The sequence below is a fragment of the Dactylosporangium sp. CA-052675 genome (assembly GCF_050947935.1).
Taxonomy (GTDB): domain Bacteria; phylum Actinomycetota; class Actinomycetes; order Mycobacteriales; family Micromonosporaceae; genus Dactylosporangium.
Map to the genome: position 1 here is coordinate 4983486 of NZ_CP192010.1, position 17081 is coordinate 5000566.

At 76.5% G+C, this 17081-nt stretch carries 17 protein-coding genes; 7 read left to right on the top strand and 10 right to left on the bottom strand.

From position 1 onward, the window contains the following. Window positions 1-153 precede the first annotated feature (153 nt). From ACQP1P_RS22990 to ACQP1P_RS23015, 6 genes are all read left to right on the top strand, one after another. Window positions 154-336, top strand: coding sequence for a hypothetical protein (locus ACQP1P_RS22990; RefSeq protein ID WP_433089303.1), 183 nt, complete (start codon window positions 154-156; stop codon window positions 334-336). Between the two features lie 278 nt (window positions 337-614). Next, window positions 615-1823: a D-mannonate dehydratase ManD gene (gene manD / locus ACQP1P_RS22995; RefSeq protein ID WP_433090083.1), complete on the top strand. Its 1209-nt coding sequence runs from the start codon at window positions 615-617 to the stop codon at window positions 1821-1823. Window positions 1824-1968: 145 nt separating this feature from the next. Further along, complete coding sequence (locus ACQP1P_RS23000; protein ID WP_433089304.1) at window positions 1969-2430, top strand: chemotaxis protein CheX; 462 nt, start codon at window positions 1969-1971, stop codon at window positions 2428-2430. A 276-nt stretch (window positions 2431-2706) separates the two neighbouring features. After that, on the top strand, window positions 2707-2901 hold the full coding sequence (locus tag ACQP1P_RS23005; protein ID WP_433089306.1) for a hypothetical protein: 195 nt from the start codon (window positions 2707-2709) through the stop codon (window positions 2899-2901). Between the two features lie 78 nt (window positions 2902-2979). Continuing rightward, window positions 2980-3171 (top strand): CsbD family protein, encoded by a 192-nt coding sequence (locus ACQP1P_RS23010; RefSeq protein ID WP_433089308.1) that lies wholly within the window; start codon window positions 2980-2982, stop codon window positions 3169-3171. 100 nt (window positions 3172-3271) lie between these two features. Beyond that, window positions 3272-4903, top strand: a complete 1632-nt coding sequence (locus tag ACQP1P_RS23015; protein WP_433090085.1) for a copper resistance protein CopC — start codon at window positions 3272-3274, stop codon at window positions 4901-4903. A 2-nt stretch (window positions 4904-4905) separates the two neighbouring features. Here ACQP1P_RS23015 and ACQP1P_RS23020 read toward each other — a convergent pair whose 3' ends face one another. The 10 genes from ACQP1P_RS23020 to ACQP1P_RS23065 all read right to left on the bottom strand — a co-directional run bounded on the left by ACQP1P_RS23020 (window position 4906) and on the right by ACQP1P_RS23065 (window position 15578). Beyond that, on the bottom strand, window positions 4906-5547 hold the full coding sequence (locus ACQP1P_RS23020) for a hypothetical protein (protein ID WP_433089310.1): 642 nt from the start codon (window positions 5545-5547) through the stop codon (window positions 4906-4908). A gap of 274 nt (window positions 5548-5821) precedes the next feature. Continuing rightward, a complete protein-coding gene (locus tag ACQP1P_RS23025; protein ID WP_433089311.1) occupies window positions 5822-6784 on the bottom strand; it encodes a glycosyltransferase family 9 protein in 963 nt (320 codons plus the stop codon). Then, window positions 6781-7458 carry an SDR family oxidoreductase gene (locus tag ACQP1P_RS23030; RefSeq protein WP_433089313.1) on the bottom strand — a complete coding sequence of 226 codons (678 nt, stop codon included), beginning with the start codon at window positions 7456-7458 and terminating at the stop codon, window positions 6781-6783. Before ACQP1P_RS23030 ends, ACQP1P_RS23025 begins: the two co-directional genes overlap by 4 nt. Further along, a complete protein-coding gene (locus ACQP1P_RS23035; RefSeq protein WP_433089315.1) occupies window positions 7455-8789 on the bottom strand; it encodes a PfkB family carbohydrate kinase in 1335 nt (444 codons plus the stop codon). The genes ACQP1P_RS23030 and ACQP1P_RS23035 overlap by 4 nt, the downstream gene beginning before the upstream one ends. Further along, complete coding sequence (locus tag ACQP1P_RS23040; RefSeq protein WP_433089317.1) at window positions 8786-9364, bottom strand: D-sedoheptulose-7-phosphate isomerase; 579 nt, start codon at window positions 9362-9364, stop codon at window positions 8786-8788. The genes ACQP1P_RS23035 and ACQP1P_RS23040 overlap by 4 nt, the downstream gene beginning before the upstream one ends. Then, complete coding sequence (locus ACQP1P_RS23045; RefSeq protein ID WP_433089319.1) at window positions 9361-10554, bottom strand: glycosyltransferase; 1194 nt, start codon at window positions 10552-10554, stop codon at window positions 9361-9363. Before ACQP1P_RS23045 ends, ACQP1P_RS23040 begins: the two co-directional genes overlap by 4 nt. Then, entirely contained in the window at window positions 10539-11471 is a 933-nt protein-coding gene (locus ACQP1P_RS23050; RefSeq protein WP_433089321.1) for a glycosyltransferase, read from the bottom strand. The genes ACQP1P_RS23045 and ACQP1P_RS23050 overlap by 16 nt, the downstream gene beginning before the upstream one ends. Next, entirely contained in the window at window positions 11468-13048 is a 1581-nt protein-coding gene (locus ACQP1P_RS23055; RefSeq protein ID WP_433089323.1) for an HAD-IIIA family hydrolase, read from the bottom strand. Before ACQP1P_RS23055 ends, ACQP1P_RS23050 begins: the two co-directional genes overlap by 4 nt. Then, the gene (locus ACQP1P_RS23060) at window positions 13045-13935 is read right to left on the bottom strand and encodes a glycosyltransferase family 2 protein (protein WP_433089325.1); all 891 of its coding nucleotides are present in this window, start codon (window positions 13933-13935) and stop codon (window positions 13045-13047) included. The genes ACQP1P_RS23055 and ACQP1P_RS23060 overlap by 4 nt, the downstream gene beginning before the upstream one ends. Further along, window positions 13932-15578 carry a carbamoyltransferase family protein gene (locus ACQP1P_RS23065; RefSeq protein WP_433089327.1) on the bottom strand — a complete coding sequence of 549 codons (1647 nt, stop codon included), beginning with the start codon at window positions 15576-15578 and terminating at the stop codon, window positions 13932-13934. Before ACQP1P_RS23065 ends, ACQP1P_RS23060 begins: the two co-directional genes overlap by 4 nt. Before the next feature lie 97 nt (window positions 15579-15675). Here ACQP1P_RS23065 and ACQP1P_RS23070 point away from each other — a divergent pair, with 97 nt between their 5' ends. After that, complete coding sequence (locus ACQP1P_RS23070; RefSeq protein WP_433089329.1) at window positions 15676-17070, top strand: aldehyde dehydrogenase family protein; 1395 nt, start codon at window positions 15676-15678, stop codon at window positions 17068-17070. Window positions 17071-17081 lie beyond the last annotated feature (11 nt).

Here is a 17081-nt window from a genome sequence, read left to right on the forward strand (position 1 = left end):
CCAGCGGCGGCGCTGAGCGCGTAGCCGGTGCCGGGCGCGGATCGGGTGGCGGCGGTGTGCCGGGCCGTCGCCGCCCGAAGCGTGACCGGGCTCTTGACAAGATCCTGAAATGGTTCGCAAACTCGACGATGATCGATGGATGCATGGATACCGGTGACGATCGAGGACGTGGCTCGCATGTGCGGCGCGAGCACCTGCCAGGTGTTCCTGCGCATCCGCGCCCCGCCGCTGGTGGCCGGGATCCTCGCGGCGCCGATCCTGGTGCCGGTGCGTACGATCGGCATGTCCGAGCTGACGTTCCTCACCGCCGACGAGGAGCCCCCACCCTGGTCGTGAAGCGCTACGCGGAGACGGTGTCGCCGGGCATCCGGGCCCAGCAGCCCATCGGCGCGACGGCCGTGGTCCCCACCGCGACCATGCTCGTGCTGCCCGTGATCGCGCTGCGGATCGTCAACCCGACCCAGCTCGTCGGCCGTGCCAAGGAACGCGTGCCAAGGAACGCGTGCCAAGGAACGCGTGCCAAGGAACGCGTGCCAAGGAACCCGTGCCAAGGAACCCGTGCAAGGAACCCCCGTTGTCAAGGAACCCCCGTGTCAAGGAAGAGGTCGACTGACGTGCGCATCGCCGACGCCCGGGTCATCGTCACCTGCCCCGGCCGCAACTTCGTCACCCTGAAGATCGTCACCGACGACGGTGTCACCGGGGTCGGCGACGCCACCCTCAACGGCCGCGAGCTCGCCGTGGCCGCCTACCTCACCGAGCACGTCATCCCGGCGCTCGTCGGGCGCGACCCGCACCGCATCGAGGACATCTGGCAGTACCTCTACAAGGGCGCGTACTGGCGGCGCGGCCCGGTCACCATGTCGGCCATCGCGGCCGTGGACACCGCCCTGTGGGACATCAAGGGCAAGGTCGCCGGGCTGCCCGTCTACCAGCTGCTGGGCGGGCGCAGCCGGGAGGGCGTCACGGTGTACGGCCACGCCAACGCCGAGACCGTCGAGGACGTGCTCGTCGAGGTGGCCCGCTACGCCGACCTCGGCTACCGGGCGGTCCGGGTCCAGACGGGCGTGCCCGGGCTCGAGACGACCTACGGGGTCGGCAAGGACAAGCTGTTCTACGAGCCGGCGGATGCCGCCGTCGCCTCGGAGGCGACGTGGTCGACGGAGGCGTACCTCACCCACGTCCCCGGCGTCTTCGCGCGGGTCCGCGAGGAGTTCGGGCCGCGGCTCAAGCTGCTGCACGACGTGCACCACCGGCTCACCCCGATCGAGGCGGCCCGCCTCGGCAAGAGCCTCGAGCCGTACTCGCTGACGTGGATGGAGGACCCGGTCCCGGCCGAGCTGCAGGAGGGCTTCCGGCTCATCCGGCAGCACACGACCACCCCGATCGCCGTCGGTGAGGTGTTCAACACCGTGTGGGACTGCGAGACCCTGGTCCGCGAGCAGCTCATCGACTACATCCGGGCCACGGTCGTGCACGCCGGCGGGATCACGCACCTGCGCCGCATCTTCGACCTCGCCGGGCTCTACCACGTGCGCACCGGCAGCCACGGCGCCACCGACCTGTCGCCGGTGTGCATGTCCGCGGCCCTGCACCTGGACCTGGCGGTGCCGAACTTCGGGCTGCAGGAGTACATGCGGCACACGCCGGAGACCGACGCCGTGTTCCCGCACGGGTACCGCTTCGAGGGCGGCTACCTGCACCCCTCCGAGGCCCCCGGGCTGGGCGTGGACATCGACGAGTCGCTGGCCGCCGAGTACCCCTACCAGCCGGCCGCGCTGCCCGTGAACCGCCTGATGGACGGCACGATGCACTCCTGGTGACCCGGTTGCCTCAACCCACCCGATTCGCAACCGATTGGGCGCTTGGAGACGGGGGACCGCACGTCCGGCGGCCTGCGGCGGATCGTGCCCCGGTTCCAGCGGGTTCAGCCGTAATGTGCAGGTTTCGTTGAGTAGGTTAGGTGGCATGGCCGACGAGCCGCTCACGCCCCAGGATCTCGAGGGCATCATCTGGCAGGTGTGGACCGCGTACCTCGGCACCAGCCCGACCGTCGTGCTGGACGAGGAGCCGCCCGGGGCCGACGCGGAGATCACCGCGAGCGTCGGCGTGGCCGGCGCCTGGCTCGGCATGGTCGTGCTGCGCGGCGGCCTGGGCGCGGCGGCGGCCCTGGCCGCGGAGATGCTCGAGCTGTCGTCGGTGAAGCCCGACGACATCCAGGACGCGGCCGGCGAGCTCATGAACATCGTGGCCGGGAACGTGAAGAGCTTCCTGCCCAAGCCCAGCCATCTCGCCCTGCCGCAGGTCGTGGTCGGCCGGGCCGAGATCCTGTGGCCGGGGACGCGGCTGCTGAGCCGGGTCCGGGTGCGCTGGGACGACTACCAGGTGACGGTGGAGGTCCTCGAGGGCGTGCCGCCGCGCCGGGACTGACCGGCCCGGCCGGTCAGGGCAGCACCGTCGGGGCGGCGACCAGACCCGCGTACGGGTGGCCGAGGCGGTGCGGCCCCGGCGGCGGGCGCGGCCTCGCGGGCCTGCGCGCGGTTCGAGGCCGCGGGCGGCACGCTGACCGCCGGGCCCGCGAGCACGGCGGGCGGCTTCCAGGTGACGGCGCCCCTGCCGATCGCGCCCTAGGATCTTGGAGCACCCGCTCCGCCCGGTCGCGCCGGGCCAACAGCTCCCAGCCTGCCGACGCTCGCGCTGGCCTGGGTGCTGCGCCGGTCCGAGGTCGCCTCGGCCATCACGGGCGCGTCGCGCCCCGAGCAGGTCCACGCGAACGCGGCCGCGGCGGGCGTGTCGCTGAGCGACGACGTGCTGGCCGCGATGGACGCCGCCCTCGGGGACGTGCCGATCACCGAGCCGACCCTGGCGCCGTTCGCCCAACAGGGCGTGCTGCACCGCTGAACCGAGCCGCCGTTTGACCCGGGTCGATTCGGGCATCCACAAGAGTGGGAACACCGCATTCACACCTGGGAGACAGCGATGAGCTTCGGTGACAAGGTCGAGCACGAGGCGGAAGAGCTCAAGGGCAAGGCCAAGGAGGGCTGGGGCACGGCCACCGGCGACCCGGACCTGCGCGCCGAGGGCCGCGCGGACCAGGACGAGGCCAACGTCAAGCAGGCCGGCGACCGCGTCAAGGACGCCGCCCACGACGTCAAGGACGCCCTGAGCTAGCAGCGCCCGGAATCCGAGCCCGGCCCCGTTGAACTCCGGCGGGGCCGGGCTCGTATGCGTTGACGTGAGCCGGCGTACGACATGGTGGGTCCTGGCGTTGATGGCGGGGCTGCTCGGCGTGTTCGTCGCGCCCGCCGCGCCCGCGTCCGCGCACGCGGTGCTGACGAGCGCCAGCCCGGCCGCCGGGTCCGTCGTCGCGTCGCGGCCGGCCGAGATCCGGCTCACGTTCAACGAGGCCGTCCGCGTGGTGCCGGGCCGCTCCCAGGTGCTCGCCCCCGACGGCAAGCGCGTCGAGGACGGCGACCCGCGGCCGGTCCACGACGGCCTCGCCATCCGGCTGCGGGCGGGCGACCGGGCCGACGGCACGTACGTCGTGAGCTACCGCGTCATCTCCGGCGACAGCCACCCGGTGTCGGGGTCGTTCACGTTCTCCGTCGGCGCGCCGTCCACCCCCGCGACCATGCCCGCGTCCGGGGCGATGCCCGTCGGCACCGACCCGGTCGTGCGCGTCGCGATCCCGGTCGCGAAGTACGCCGGCTACCTCGGGCTCGTGCTGCTGATCGGCCCCGCGGTGATGCTGGCGCTGTGGTACCCCCGGCGCCTGCCCCGCCGCCCGCTGCTGCGCCTGGCCCGCGCGGGCGTCGTCGCGGTGGCCGCGAGCACCGCCGGCGCGCTGTGGCTGCAGGCCCCGGCGGCGTCCGGGGCCGCGCTGCTGGACGTGTCGCCCGCCGAGCTGCGTGAGGTGGTGCTGAGCCCGTTCGGCCTCACGCTGCTGGTCCGCCTGCTCGCCCTGGCCGTCGCCGCCGCGCTCGTCGCCCGCCTGCGCCGCCGCCCGGACCGGCGCCTCTCGGCCGGGCTGCTCGCGGCGGCCGTGGCGGGGCTGCTCACGTGGCCGCTGACCGGGCACCCGGTCGCGTCGCCCAACGCGGTGCTGGTGGTGGCGGCCGACGTCGTGCACCTGGGCGCCATGGGCCTGTGGCTGGGCGGTCTCGTCGCCCTCCGGGCGGTGCTCCTGCGCCGCGCCGACCCGCGCGAGCTGCGCACGATCCTGCCCTCGTGGTCGCGCTGGGCGATGGCCTCGGTGTACTGGCTGGTCGCGGCCGGCCTGGTCCAGGCCCTCGTGCAGATGGGCGACTGGGCGGCGTTCACCGGCGGCGCGTACGGACGAACCCTCGTGGTGAAGGCCGGGCTGGTCGCGGCCGTGCTGGCGGTGGCCGCCGGCTCGCGCCGGATGGTCCAGCGCGACCGGGGGGTGGGCGGGCGCACGAGTGCCGGGGCGGGCCGGCTGCGGCGGGCCGTCGGCCTCGAGGCGGGCATCGCGGCGCTGGTGCTGGCCGCGAGCGCCGTGCTGGTGCAGCTCACGCCGGGGCGCACGGTCGACGTCGAGGCCCGGGCGGCGGCCCGGGCCGCGGGCTTCGCCACGACACTGACGAGCCCGCTCTACGCGCTGCAGCTCGAGGTGTACCCGGCGGCGGTGAGCGAGTACAACAGCTTCCACGCGTTCGCGTACACCCCCGAGGGACGGCCGCTGCCGGTCGTGGAGTGGACGGTGACCGCGGCCCTGCCCGAGCGCGGCATCGAGCCGATGGACAACCCGGTGTTCACGGTCACGGGCAACCAGGGCCTCGGCAACATCACGTTCCCGGCGACCGGCGCGTGGAGGCTCACCATCACGCTGCGGGTGTCCGAGTTCGATCAGGCCACGGTCACGGCCCAGGTCCCGGTCCGCTGACGTCAGCGGTTGATGGTGAAGTCGGTCGCGGGGCTGACCTTGGAACCCACGCGCGCGACGACCTGGTAGGTGCCGGCCGGGGCCGGGCTCTGGGCCGGCGCGCACGTGTGCGGGGTCGCGCGGTAGCTGCTCCACACGAAGCGGTACCGCACCGCGTCGCCGGCCGCGAAGGCCCGCACGTCGCTGGTCTTCTTGGTGTCGCAGTCGTCCGAGGAGAACAGCAGGGTGCCGTTCTGCAGGACGCGGATCTCCTGCGCGCCCGGGCCCAGGTCCCGCGAGCACCAGTCGGCGGCCTTGCTCGCGACGTTGATGCCGAACGTGAACGTGCCGCCGACGACGCCGGGCGACGGGCTCACGGTCACCGTCACGGCGATCTGGTCGTCGCCGCAGGGCGCGACGTTCGCCGGGGGCGCGCTGCGCCCGGGCGCGGCCGGCGCGCTGGTGTCCGCGCCGGTCTCGGGGCTGGCCGGCACGATCTGCGGCGCCGACGGCTCGGGCGCGGGCCCGCCGCCCGCGCTGGAGCCGAGCGGACCGGGCCGGGCCGAGGCGGCCCCGCTGTTCACCGCCGACGGCTTGGAGTCGCCCCCGCCCCGCACCAGGATCCACACGATGAGCAGCACGCCCACGACGGCGACGACCACCATGGCACGGCGGCGCCAGTACACGGAGGGTGGTAGAGGTCCGACGGTCCAGCCATTCGCCGGTGGTTGCATTCGGGCAGTTTGCCAGAAGGCGCGGGGCGCTTCAGCCCCGGATCTGCGTGTGTCGCGGCGAGTCGCGAGCGAGCTTCGTCACGACCGGCCCGCGAGCCGGTCGGCGAACCACACGGGACCGTCCGGCCACGGAACGTGACCGGCGCCCAGGCCGCCCAGATCCTCTGGGAGCCCGGCGCCCGCATCGGGCCGCCGGGCCCGCGGATCAGCGGCCGCCCGTCGCCGGAGCCGCGGCGGGACCGGACGGTGCCGTCGAGGGCGGCGAAGGTCGCCACCCGTGGATCCTGTGGGCCGCGGCCAGCACCTCGCCGACCGTGACGGCCAGCAGGGCCGGGTGCGGGACCTCGCTCGCGGTGTCGCCCGGCTCGGCGGCGTGGCCCCGCCAGACGGCCACGTGCTGCGGACGGTCCGGCGGCGGGCCCCACAGGCGCGGCGGTACCGGCCCGAAGAGCACGACCGACGGCGTGCCGTAGGCCGTGGCGAGGTGCGCGATCCCGGTGTCGCCGCTGACCAGCAGCCGCGCGTGGCCGACGAGCCCGGCCAGGTCCCGCAGCGGCGTCGCGCCCGCCAGCACGGCGGTCGCGGGCAGCCCCGCCTCCCCGGCGACCCGCCGGGCCAGCGGCTCCTCCGGCGGCGAGCCGGTGACGACGACGTCGTGCCCGGCCTCGGCCAGCGCGCGGGCGAGCGCGGCGAAGCGCTCCGGCGGCCAGCGCCGCAGGCCGGACTTGGCGCCCGGGTGCACGATCGTGGCGCCCGGCCGCGGGGAGGCGGGCCGGGTCAGGCTCAGGTCGGCCTCGTCGCACGGCACGCCGTACCACCGCAGCATCCGGCACCAGCGCGCGACCTCGTGCTCGTCGGGGCGCCACCGCGGCCCGTCGCCGAAGGCCAGCAGGCGCCCGGGATCGGTGGCCCGCAGCAGGGCGTGCGACCGCGGCCCGCGGCCGTGCAGGTTGACGGCCACGGCCGGGCGCAGCCGCGGCAGCTCGTCGTCGAGCCCGTCGCAGGGCAGCACCTCGTCGACGGCGCCGGTGAGCCCGGCCAGCGGTGCCAGCCACGCCGGGGCCGCGAGCACCAGCCGCTCGCCCGGGAACGCGCGGCGCAGCCCCCGCAGCGCCGGCACCCCGGTGGCGAGGTCGCCGACGCCCAGGGCCCGCAGCACGAGGATCACGGGTACGACGTCTCCGTCTCGGCGCAGATGACGAGCTCGCGCACGGCGCAGCCGCGGGGCTGGCCGAGCGCGAACAGGATCGCGGCGGCCACGTGCGCCGGGTCGTTGAGGACCGCGTCGGGGCCGGGCTTGTACTGCTCCGCGCGGTCGTCGAAGAACCGCGTGCGCATGCCCCCGGGCACGACCAGCGTGACTCCGACCTGCCCGGCGAGCTCGGCGGCCAGGGCCCGGGTGAACCCGACGACCCCGAACTTGGCCGCGCAGTAGGCGGTCGCGTCGCTGACGGCCTTCACGCCGAGCGTGGACGCGACGGTGACGACGTGCCCGTGGGACTCGGTGAGCGCCGGCAGCGCGGCCCGGATGACGGCGGCCGGGGCGAGCAGGTCGACGGCGACGACCCGCTCCCAGGTCTCGGCGGGCACGTCGGCGAGCCGGCCGGGCACGTCGGTCCCGGCGGCGGTGACGACCGCGTCGAGCCCGCCGAGGTCGGCGATCGCCTTGCGGGTGGCGGCCTCGGCGGCCCGGGTGTCGGCGAGGTCGCACTCGATCCAGGGCACCCCGCCGGGGTCCTGGCGATCGATGACGTAGGGACGGTGCCCGGCCTCCAGGGCGGCCCGCACGACGGCGGCCCCGAGGCCGCTGGCGCCGCCGGTGACGAGAACGGAGCGGCTCATGGTCTTCCTCCGATCAGCTTGGTGGTGGAGTGTCCCTCCAGATACGGCACGATGACCGTCTGCCCGCCCCACCGCTTGACGAGCTCGGCCTCGGGCAGTTCCGGGCCGCCGTCGGCGTAGTCGCCGCCCTTGACCCAGATGTCGGGCCGCAGCCAGGCGAGGGTCGCCTCCGGGGTCGGCTCGTCGAAGACGACGACGGCGTCGACGCAGGCGAGCGCGAGCAGCAGGCGGGCGCGGTCGGCCTGGGCGACGACGGGCCGCCCGGGGCCCTTGAGGCCGGTGACCGACGCGTCGGAGTTGAGGCACACGACGAGGCAGTCGCCCAGGGCCCGGGCCGCCTCCAGGGTCGCGATGTGCCCGGCGTGCAGCAGGTCGAAACAGCCGCCGGTCGCCACGATCGTCCCGCCCCGGGCCCGGACCCGCGCGACGGTCTCCCGCTCGACGCTCTCCCGCTCGCGCGACTCGGCCGGCACCCGGCCGACGTAGCCCGTCGCGGCGGCCACCGCGGCCTCGACCGCCTCCGAGGGCAGCGCCCCGGCCGCGAGCGCGGCCGCGGCCGACGCGGCGAACCGGTCGCCGGCGCCGCAGGTGTCCCCGTCGAGCACCCGGGGCGCCGGGACCACGAGCGGGGTCGGCCCGGCGTGGCACAGCACCGCCCCGCTCGACCCGGTGGTGACCGCGACCGCCCCGGCGCGCCAGCGGCGGCGCAGCTCCTGCCCGGCCCGGGTGGCGGCGGCGACCCGGCCCCCGCCGCCCGCGTCGCCGCTGAACGCGCGGGCCTCCGCCTCGTTCGGCGTGGCCAGTCGCGTCCCGGGGACCGGGGCGGCGCCGCGCGGATGCGGGTCCCACACAACCGGCGTGCGGGTCTGCGTCAGGGCCGCCCGCAGCCCCGGCCGCCCGGTCAGGCCCCGGCCGTAGTCGCTGACGAGCACGACGTCGGCGACGTCGAGCAGGTCGCCCGGTTCGGGCTCGGGCGGGATCGCCGGGTCGGCGCCGCGGTCGAGGCGCAGCAGCACCTGGCCGCGGGCCCGGAGCCGGATCTTCTCGGGGGTCGCGCCGGGCAGCGTGACCGCGTGCAGCCGCACCCCGGCCGCGGTGAGCAGCTCGGCCAGGCGCAGGCCGCCCGCGTCGTGGGCGAGCGCGGTCACCAGCGTCACGTCCAGCCCGTCGCCGGCCGCGAGCAGCGCGGCGAGGCCCGCGCCGCCCGGCCGGTCCACAGTGGACTCCTCGTCGAGGACCAGGGCGGGGGCGTCGGGGGAGACGCGGCGGACGGTGCCGTCGACGTCGCGGTCCAGCAGCGTGTCGCCGACGACGACCAGCCGCGTGCTCACGAGACCACCAGCCGGCGCCGGGCCACGTGGGCGTCGACGTGCTCGCAGAGGACGTGGGCGGCGACGAGGTGCAGCTCCTGCACCACCTGCCCGTCGCCGGCGCAGCACACGGCCTCGTCGCAGACGAGGGCGAGCGGGTTCGGGCCGGGCCCGGTCAGCGCCCACGTGTGCAGCCGGCACTCGCGGGCCGCGGCGGCCGCGGCCAGCACGTTCACGCTGCGGCCGCTGGTCGACAGGGCCAGCAGCACGTCGCCCTCGCGGCCGTGGGCGCGGACCTGGCGGGCGAAGATCTCCTCGTACCCGTAGTCGTTGCCGATCGCCGTGACCGCGGACGAGTCGGCGCACAGCGCGATCGCGGACAGCGGGGTGCGCTCGTCGCGCAGGCGCCCGGTCAGCTCGGCCGCGAGGTGCTGCGCCTCGGCCGCGCTGCCGCCGTTGCCGCAGACGAGGAGCCGGCCCCCGTCGCTGAGGATCTCGGCGAGCCGCACGCCCCAGGCCTCCAGCCGCACGGCCGCGTGGCGGAACGGGCCGATCGCGGCGGCCAGGGCGGTCAGGTGTGCGTCGAGCGCCCTCATCGGGCCACCGCCGCGACGCTCCGGCCGGCCACCGCGCGGTAGACCGACTCGAGCCGCCCGGCCGTGCGCGGCCACGAGTAGCGCTGCCGGGCCCGGTCGAGGGCGGCCGCACCGTACGCGTAGCAGCGCATGTCGTCGTCGACCAGCCGGCGCAGGGTGTGGCCGAGGGCGCGCGGGTCGCGGGGGCGCACCAGGTCGCCGGTGATGCCGTCGACGACGGTGTCCAGCAGCCCGCCGACCGCGCTGGCCACGACGGGGCGCCCGCACGCCATCGCCTCGAGCGGGGTGAGGCCGAACGGCTCGTACCAGGGCACGGCCGCGACCACGTCGGCGGAGCGGTACCAGGCCGGCATCCCCGCGATGGGAACCTGCCCGGCGAAGCGCACCCGCTCGGCGACCCCGCACCGCTCGGCGACGTGCCGCAGCCGCTCGGTCTCGGCCGGGTCCGGGCCGCCCGCGATGACGCACTCGGGGCCGGGGCAGTAGGGCATGGCCCGGATCAGGTCCGCGAAGCCCTTGCGTTCGACGAGCCGGCCCACCGAGAGGATGCGGGGCCGGGCCGTGCGCGGGGCGACAGGGCCCTCGGGGGCGAACACGTCCAGGTCGACCCCGGACGGCACGAGCGCGATCCGGGACCGGGGCACGCCCATCCGGGTCAGCTCGCGGGCCTCGTCGCGGCACTGGGCCACGACCCGGTCGGCGATCCGCCCGAGGTGCCGCTCGAAGCCGATCCGCTGCGGCGGGCTGGTGTCCGCGGCGCCCTGGTGCCGGCGCTTGACGACGCCGAGGGCGTGGAACGTCTGCACCACCGGGATGTCCCGGGGCCTGGCGGCGGTCACCGCGGCCAGCCCGCTCATCCAGAAGTGCGCGTGGACCACGTCGGGCACCCACGGGTCGCCGTCCCACTGCGCGCCCAGCCGGCGGCCGAACTCGCCCATGTACGGCAGCAGCGCGTCCTTGGGCAGCGCCCGGGCGGGCCCGGCCGGCACGTGCACGACGCCGACCCCGTCGCCGGTGACCACCATCGGCGGCCGGTCGGGGCCGTCGCGGCGGGTGTAGACGCGGATGTCGTGCCCGAGCGCGGCCAGGGCCGCGGCCAGGCCGGCGACGTGGGTGTTCTGACCGCCCGCGTCCTCGGTGCCGGGCGCGGCAAGCGGGCTGGCGTGCTCGGAGATCATCGCGATGCGCACAGTTCGTCCTCCAGCAGACGGTCCCAGTCGGACAGGAAGCGGTCGAGGCCGTACCGGCGCAGGGCCGCGGCCCGCCCGGCGGCCCCGAGGCGATGGGCCTCCCCGGGCGACTCGATGAGCCAGAGCGCCGCGTCGACGAGCGCGCCGACGTTCGTGGACAGCACCCCGGCGCCGGGCGGCACCGCCTCGACGGCCTCCGTGGTGGCCAGGGCCACGACCGGCACGCCGATCGTCATCGCCTCGACGAGGCTGAGCCCGAGCGAGGTCCAGCGGCACAGGTGCAGGTAGGCGCGGCGGCGGGCGAGCTCGGTGTGCATGGCGGCCTGGGGCGGGTCGTCGTGCACCGCGATCCGCTCGCCGGCCAGGCCCGCGACGCCCATGCCGAAGACGTCCAGGGGCGCGGCCGCGGCGAAGCGCGGGAACAGGTCGGTGCCGGTCACCCGGCCGCGGCGCACGGGCTCGTTGGTGACCACGGCGAGCCGCTCCAGCTCGCCGGAGTAGCGGGCGGCGGGCTCGACGACGCCGTGCTCGATGACGGTGGTGCGGGTGCCGCCGCAGTCCCAGAACAGCGCGTTGAAGTGGGTGACGTGGACGATGACGAGGTCGGCCCGGTCGGCCAGCGGATGCCGGGTGCGGGGAACGTCACCCTGGGGGGTGTTGTGCTCGAGGTACACCTTGGGCAGGCCCGGCGGGACGAGCCGCAGCTCCTCGGGCCGCTGGAGGACGGCCAGGTCGGCGTCCACCTCGCACAGCCGGTCGAGCGGGACCTCCTCGACGGTGTCCGGCCAGTCGAACGTGCGGGCCCGGCCGCGCCCCCAGGGGCCCCGGTCCTCGGTCACCGGCACGAGGTACCGATGCTTGCCGTGCACGAACGCCGTCGTCCACGACCCGTGCACGTGCCACAGGAGGACGTTCATCCGCGCCTCCCGGCCCACAGCAGCTCGGCGGCGGCGACGACGGCGGCCGGGTCCACGCTCGACAGGCACGGGTGGCCGCCGATCGGGCACACCGTGGCGCGCGTGTCGCGGCAGGCGGCGCCGGCGTCGCCGAGCCGGACGACGGGCACCCGGAACGGCGCCCACTGTCCGAAGGGGACGGTCGGCGCGTAGAGGCTGACGACCGGCGTGCCGACCGCCGCGGCCAGGTGCGCCGGGCCGGTGTTGCCCACGACGAGGCAGCCGGCCCCGGCCAGCAGCCCGGCCAGCCCGGCCAGATCGGTGGCGCCGCCGAGATCGACGCCGAAGTCCCCGGCGACCTCGGCCGTGAGCGCCTTCTCCGCGTGCGAGCCGGTGACGAGTACCTGCCACCCGGCCGCGGCCAGGGCCTTGACGATCCGGCGGTGCACCTCGGCGGGGCAGGCGCGGGCGGGAGCGGACGTGCCCGGGTGCACGACGACGTACGGGACGTCCGGGAGGGCCGGGCCGAGCGGGGCGGCCGTGCCGGCGGGGGGCGCGATGCGCAGGCGGGCGTCGTCGCCGGGCGGCAGCGGGAACCCGGCCGCGGCGGCGAGCGACAGCGCCCGCTCGGCCTCGGGGATGCCGGGCGGCACGCGGTGGCGCACGTCGAGCAGGGAGCCGGGGTAGTCGTCGCTGATCGCGCTGACCCGCCCGACCCCGGCCACCCGCAGCAGCAGCGCGGTCGGCAGCGGCGACTGGTGGTAGGAGGTGAACACCACGGCCTCGTCGGCCCGCGCGGCGGCGAGGCGCTCGACGAGCGCGTCCATGGCGTCGGGGTCGACCGGGTCGGGCTCGGGGTCGATCCAGGGCAGCCGCCACTCGACGAGCTCGTCGACGCCCGGCAGCAGCTCGGCCGCGGCCCGCCCGCGCGGCCCGCACAGCAGCACGACCCGGGCCGCCCCGGCCGCGACCGCGCGGATCGCCGGGCCGGTCAGGAGCACGTCGCCGGCCGAGTCGGGGCGGACCACGACGACGGTCCCGGCGTTGTGCGGCCGGCGCCGGCCGGACGGGAACAGCTCGTCGCGGTCCAGCACGAGCTCGACCGCGGCGCGCAGGTCGCCGGCGACGAGCGGCGCCGCGGCGACCTCCCGCCGCAGCGTCACCGCCGTGGGCACGAGGACGCCCGCGGCCCCGGCGGCGAGCGCGGCCTCCATGTCGCGGCCGATGTCGCCGATGACCACGCACCGCTCGGGCGTGGTGCGCAGCTCCCGCGCGGCCGCGAGGACGAGGCCGGGCCGCGGCTTGCGGCACGGGCACCGGTCGCCGTCGTCGTGCGGGCACACCTGCCACGTGTCGAACGGCCCGAGCAGGTGCTCGATGCGGGCGTTGACCAGGGCAAGCTGCTCGGTGCTGACCAGCCCGCGGGCCACGCCGGACTGGTTGGTGACCACGCCGAGGCGCAGCCCCGTGGCACGCAGCCGGTCGAGGGCGGCCCGGGCACCGGGCAGCGGGCGGACCAGGGTGGGGTCGTTGATGTACGGCACGTCCTCGATCAGGGTCCCGTCCCGGTCGAAGAGCACGGCGTCGAAGAGGTTCATGCGGCGGCCCGCCAGCGCCAGCGGCCCGCGAGCCAGTGCCCGATCGCGAGCGGCGGGATGAGCACGCTCGTCAGCGCCATGGTGGCCACCTCGGCCGGGGTGCGCGGGCCGGGCGCGATGCGGGCGGCCGCGAACTCGGCGGTGCCGCCCGCCCAGGCCAGGCCGAGCGCGGCGGACAGCCACCGCCACCGGCCCGGCAGGGCGAGGGCGCCGAGCGCGCCGAGGGCCGCGGCGGTGACGAGCGCGTGGCGGGGCCGGCGGCCGGGCGGGATGCCGAGCCACCGGCGCCAGTGCGGGCCGTACAACCGGCGCAGCAGGGCGTCGTCGGCGTTGCCACGCTGGCTGCGCAGGCTCACCCAGCGGCTCTCGGGCCGCACGGGATGGGTCACGGTGCGCCCGCCCGGCCGCAGCCGCCAGCCCGCCCGCCGCACGCGGTGGGCCAGCTCGGCGTCCTCGCGGAAGGCGCGCGGGAAGCGCTCGTCGAAGCCGCCGGTCGCCTCGAGGGCGGCGCGGCGGTAGGCCATGTCGGCCGTCAGCCAGGCGCCGCGCTCGAGCCCGATGGTGCTGCGCTCCCAGTCGGTCGGGCGGCGCCCGGCCGGCCGCGGCACCCGGACCCGGCCCTGGACCCCGCCGACAGTGCGCTCGACGTCGAGGTCGGCCCGCAGGTGGCGGTACCACTGCGGCTCCGGCACCACGTCGTCGTCCAGGAACACGACCCAGTCGCCGCTCGCCCGCCGCCAGCCGGCGTTGCGGGCGGTGGCCGGGCCGCGGCGCTCCCGGTCCTCGACGACGATCAGCTCCGCGCCGTCCGGCAGCGGGCCGAGCGCGTCGAGCAGCGTGCGCAGGCTCGCGCGGCCCAGCGTCGGCACGACGATGCTGACGTTCACCGGCCGGCCCCGAACGCCGCCGCCCGGTGCACCGCGAACGGCCCGAGCGCGAGCAGGTCGACGGGCGCGGAGCCGAACAGCTCCATCGCCTCGCGCGGCGTGTCCACCATCGGCCGGCCGGCGGTGTTCAGCGACGTGTTGACCACGACGGGCAGGCCGGTGCGCGCCTCGAACTCCGCCAGCAGGCGGGCCACGAGGGGCTCGTCGTCCGGGTGTACCGTCTGCACCCGCGCGGTCCCGTCGACGTGCACGACGGCCGGGATCCGCTCCGTCCACTCGGGACGGACGCGGTGCACGAACAGCATGTACGGGCTCGGGAAGACGCCGTCGAAGACCTCGCCGAACCGCTCGGCCCGCACCATCGGCGCGATCGGCCGGAACTGCTCGCGGCCCTTGACGTCGTTGAGCCGGGCGGTCATCGCGCGCTCGCCCGGGTGGGCCAGCAGCGAGCGGTGCCCGAGCGCCCGCGGCCCGTACTCGCCGCGCCCCTGGTACCAGGCGACGATCCCGCCACCGGCGAGGACCGCGGCGGCCTCGGCGGCGATGTCGGGCGGCCGAGTGTAGGGCAGCGCGGCCCGCCGCAGCTCGTCCTCCAGCGCGGCATCGCTCCAGCCGCGGCCGAGGTCGGCGCCGCGCATCGGCACGATCGGGCACTCGGCCGCGCAGGACAGGTGCAGGGCGGCGCCGAGCGCGGTGCCCGCGTCCCCGGCCGCCGGCTGTACCCAGACGCGCTCGAACGGCCCCTCGGCGGCGATGCGGGCGTTGGCCACGCAGTTGAGCGCCACCCCGCCGGCCATCGTGAGGGTCGCGGGGCGCCCGGCGGCGTCGAAGAGCCACCGCGCCAGGGCCAGCAGCACCTCCTCGAGCCGCGCCTGCACCGACGCGGCCAGGTCGGCGTGGTCGTCGGTGAGCTCGCCGTCGGCCGCGCGGGCCTTGGCCAGGGCCGCCCAGTCGACGGGCTCGACCGCGAAGCCGCCGTCCCCGGTCGGGTACACCAGCTCCCGCAGCTCCGGCAGGAACCGCGGGCGGCCGTAGGAGGCGAGGGCCATCACCTTGTACTCGTCGCTGGAGTGCTGGAAGCCCAGGTGCCTGGTCAGATCCTCGTAGAGCAGGCCGAGCGAGTGCGGCAGGCGCTGGCCCGCGAGCGGGGTCAGCTCCCGGTCCCGGTAGACCCCGGCGAGGTGGCTGGCGGTCTCGCCGCGCCCGTCGAGCACCAGCACCGCCCCGTCGCCGCCCGCGCACAGGCCCGCGGAGGCGGCGTGGGCGACGTGGTGCGGGACGAAGCGCACCTGCTGCGGGTCCAGCCCGGGCAGCGCCTCGGCCAGGAACCAGGGCGCACGGCGGGCGTAGTCGACCCGCAACGCGTCCCACGGGTCGTGGACGCCGAGGCTGCCGAGGTCGCCGCAGAGCGTGGGATCGAAGGAGTACGCGACCGCGTCGAGGTCTTCCGGGCGCAGCCCGGCCTCGCGCAGGCACCAGGCGGCGGCGAGCTCCGGCAGTTCCCAGGCCGAGAACGGCACCGGCCGTTTGCCGTGCTTGCGACGGCTGAAGCGCTCCTCCTCGGCGGCGGCGACCGTGCGCCCATCGATGACGAGCGCGGCCGCCGGGTCGTGGAAGATCGCGTTGATGCCAAGGACCCTCATGCCCGGCCCGCCTACCCCCGCCGCCGCGCGATCAACCAAAAACACTTCTCCGAAGAGAACCGTTTGAGCGCACCGGGGCGGGGAAGGTCGCTGGCCTATGCACACCGTTGAGCACCTGATCGCCGGGGCGTGGACGGCCGGGTCGGACCGGTCGATGGTCATCGATCCGCACGACGGCACGCCGGTGACCACCGCGCCGGCCGCCACCCCGCACGAGGTCGCCGCGGCCGTGGCGGCGGCCCGGGCGGCCCAGCCGGACTGGGCGGCGACCGCGCCGGACGCCCGCGCCGACGCGCTACGGGCCGCGGCCGGCGCCGTGGAGGACGCGTGCGGCCTGCTGGCCCGCACCATGTCGGCCGAGATGGGCAAGCCGGAGGCGGAGGCGGCCGCGTCGATCGCGGCGGGGGTCGGGACGCTGCGGCAGTACGCCGAGCTCGGCCCGCTGCGCGGCGGCCGCACGCTCGGCGGCGACCCGGGCGCGCTGGACCTCATGGTGCCCGAGCCGCGCGGGGTGGTGGCCGCGATCACCCCCTGGAACGACCCGGTGGCGGTCTCCTGCGGGCTGCTGGGCGCGGCCCTGATCACCGGCAACGCGGTCGTCTACAAGCCCAGCGAACGGGCCCCGGCGACCGGCTGGCTGCTCACGAAGCTGCTCGCCCCGCACCTGCCGCCCGGCGTGCTGTCGATGCTCGCCGGGGCGGCCCCGACCGGGGCGGCGCTCGCCGAGTCGGCCGTCGACGTGGTCGCGCACGTCGGCTCCACGGCCGCCGGCCGGTGGATCGCCGCCGCGGCCGCCCGCACCGGCGCGAAGGCGCTGCTGGAGAACGGCGGCAGCGACCCGCTCATCGTCGACGCCGACGTGGACCCGGCCTGGGCCGCGGGGCAGGCCGCGCTCGGGGCGTTCGCGAACGCCGGGCAGATCTGCGTCGCCGTCGAGCGGATCTACGTGCACGCGGCCGTGGCCGAGGACTTCCTGCTGGCGCTGGTCAAGGAGGCGGCCGCGTTCGAGATCGGGCCGCTGGTCGACCTGCGCCACCGGGCCGCCGTGCACGGGCAGGTGGTCGACGCGCTCGACCGCGGGGCGAAGCTGCTGGCCGGGGGCGTCGCGCCGGACGGGCCGGGGGCGTGGTACCCGCCGACGGTCCTGGCCGACTGCACGGACGAGATGCGGGTGATGGAGACCGAGACGTTCGGGCCGGTCGCGCCCGTCGTGACGGTCGGCTCCTTCGACGAGGCGCTGCGGCGCGCCGCGCGCACACCCTACGGGCTGGCGGCCACGGTGCTGACCGGCTCGATGAGCAACGCGCACTGGGCCTCGCAGCAGCTCGAGGCCGGTACCGTCAAGATCAACGCGGTCTTCGGAGGAGCGCCGGGCGGGGCCGCCCATCCCCGCCGGGGCAGCGGGCAGGGCTTCGGCTACGGCCCCGAGCTGCTGGACGAGATGACCGCGACCAAGGTCGTCCACCTCGAGGCGCCGCCCGGCGGCTGGTAGGCGGCAGGAGC

Excerpts from the sequence above, each read along its gene's own strand:
- ACQP1P_RS23000 (WP_433089304.1), top strand. The coding sequence starts at position 1,969 with ATGGCCGACGAGCCGCTCACGCCCCAGGATCTCGAGGGCATCATCTGG.
- ACQP1P_RS23010 (WP_433089308.1), top strand. The coding sequence starts at position 2,980 with ATGAGCTTCGGTGACAAGGTCGAGCACGAGGCGGAAGAGCTCAAGGGC.
- ACQP1P_RS23015 (WP_433090085.1), top strand. The coding sequence starts at position 3,272 with ATGGCGGGGCTGCTCGGCGTGTTCGTCGCGCCCGCCGCGCCCGCGTCC.
- ACQP1P_RS23020 (WP_433089310.1), bottom strand. The coding sequence starts at position 5,547 with ATGGTGGTCGTCGCCGTCGTGGGCGTGCTGCTCATCGTGTGGATCCTG.
- ACQP1P_RS23030 (WP_433089313.1), bottom strand. The coding sequence starts at position 7,458 with ATGAGCCGCTCCGTTCTCGTCACCGGCGGCGCCAGCGGCCTCGGGGCC.
- ACQP1P_RS23040 (WP_433089317.1), bottom strand. The coding sequence starts at position 9,364 with ATGAGGGCGCTCGACGCACACCTGACCGCCCTGGCCGCCGCGATCGGC.
- ACQP1P_RS23050 (WP_433089321.1), bottom strand. The coding sequence starts at position 11,471 with ATGAACGTCCTCCTGTGGCACGTGCACGGGTCGTGGACGACGGCGTTC.
- ACQP1P_RS23055 (WP_433089323.1), bottom strand. The coding sequence starts at position 13,048 with ATGAACCTCTTCGACGCCGTGCTCTTCGACCGGGACGGGACCCTGATC.
- ACQP1P_RS23065 (WP_433089327.1), bottom strand. The coding sequence starts at position 15,578 with ATGAGGGTCCTTGGCATCAACGCGATCTTCCACGACCCGGCGGCCGCG.
- ACQP1P_RS23070 (WP_433089329.1), top strand. The coding sequence starts at position 15,676 with ATGCACACCGTTGAGCACCTGATCGCCGGGGCGTGGACGGCCGGGTCG.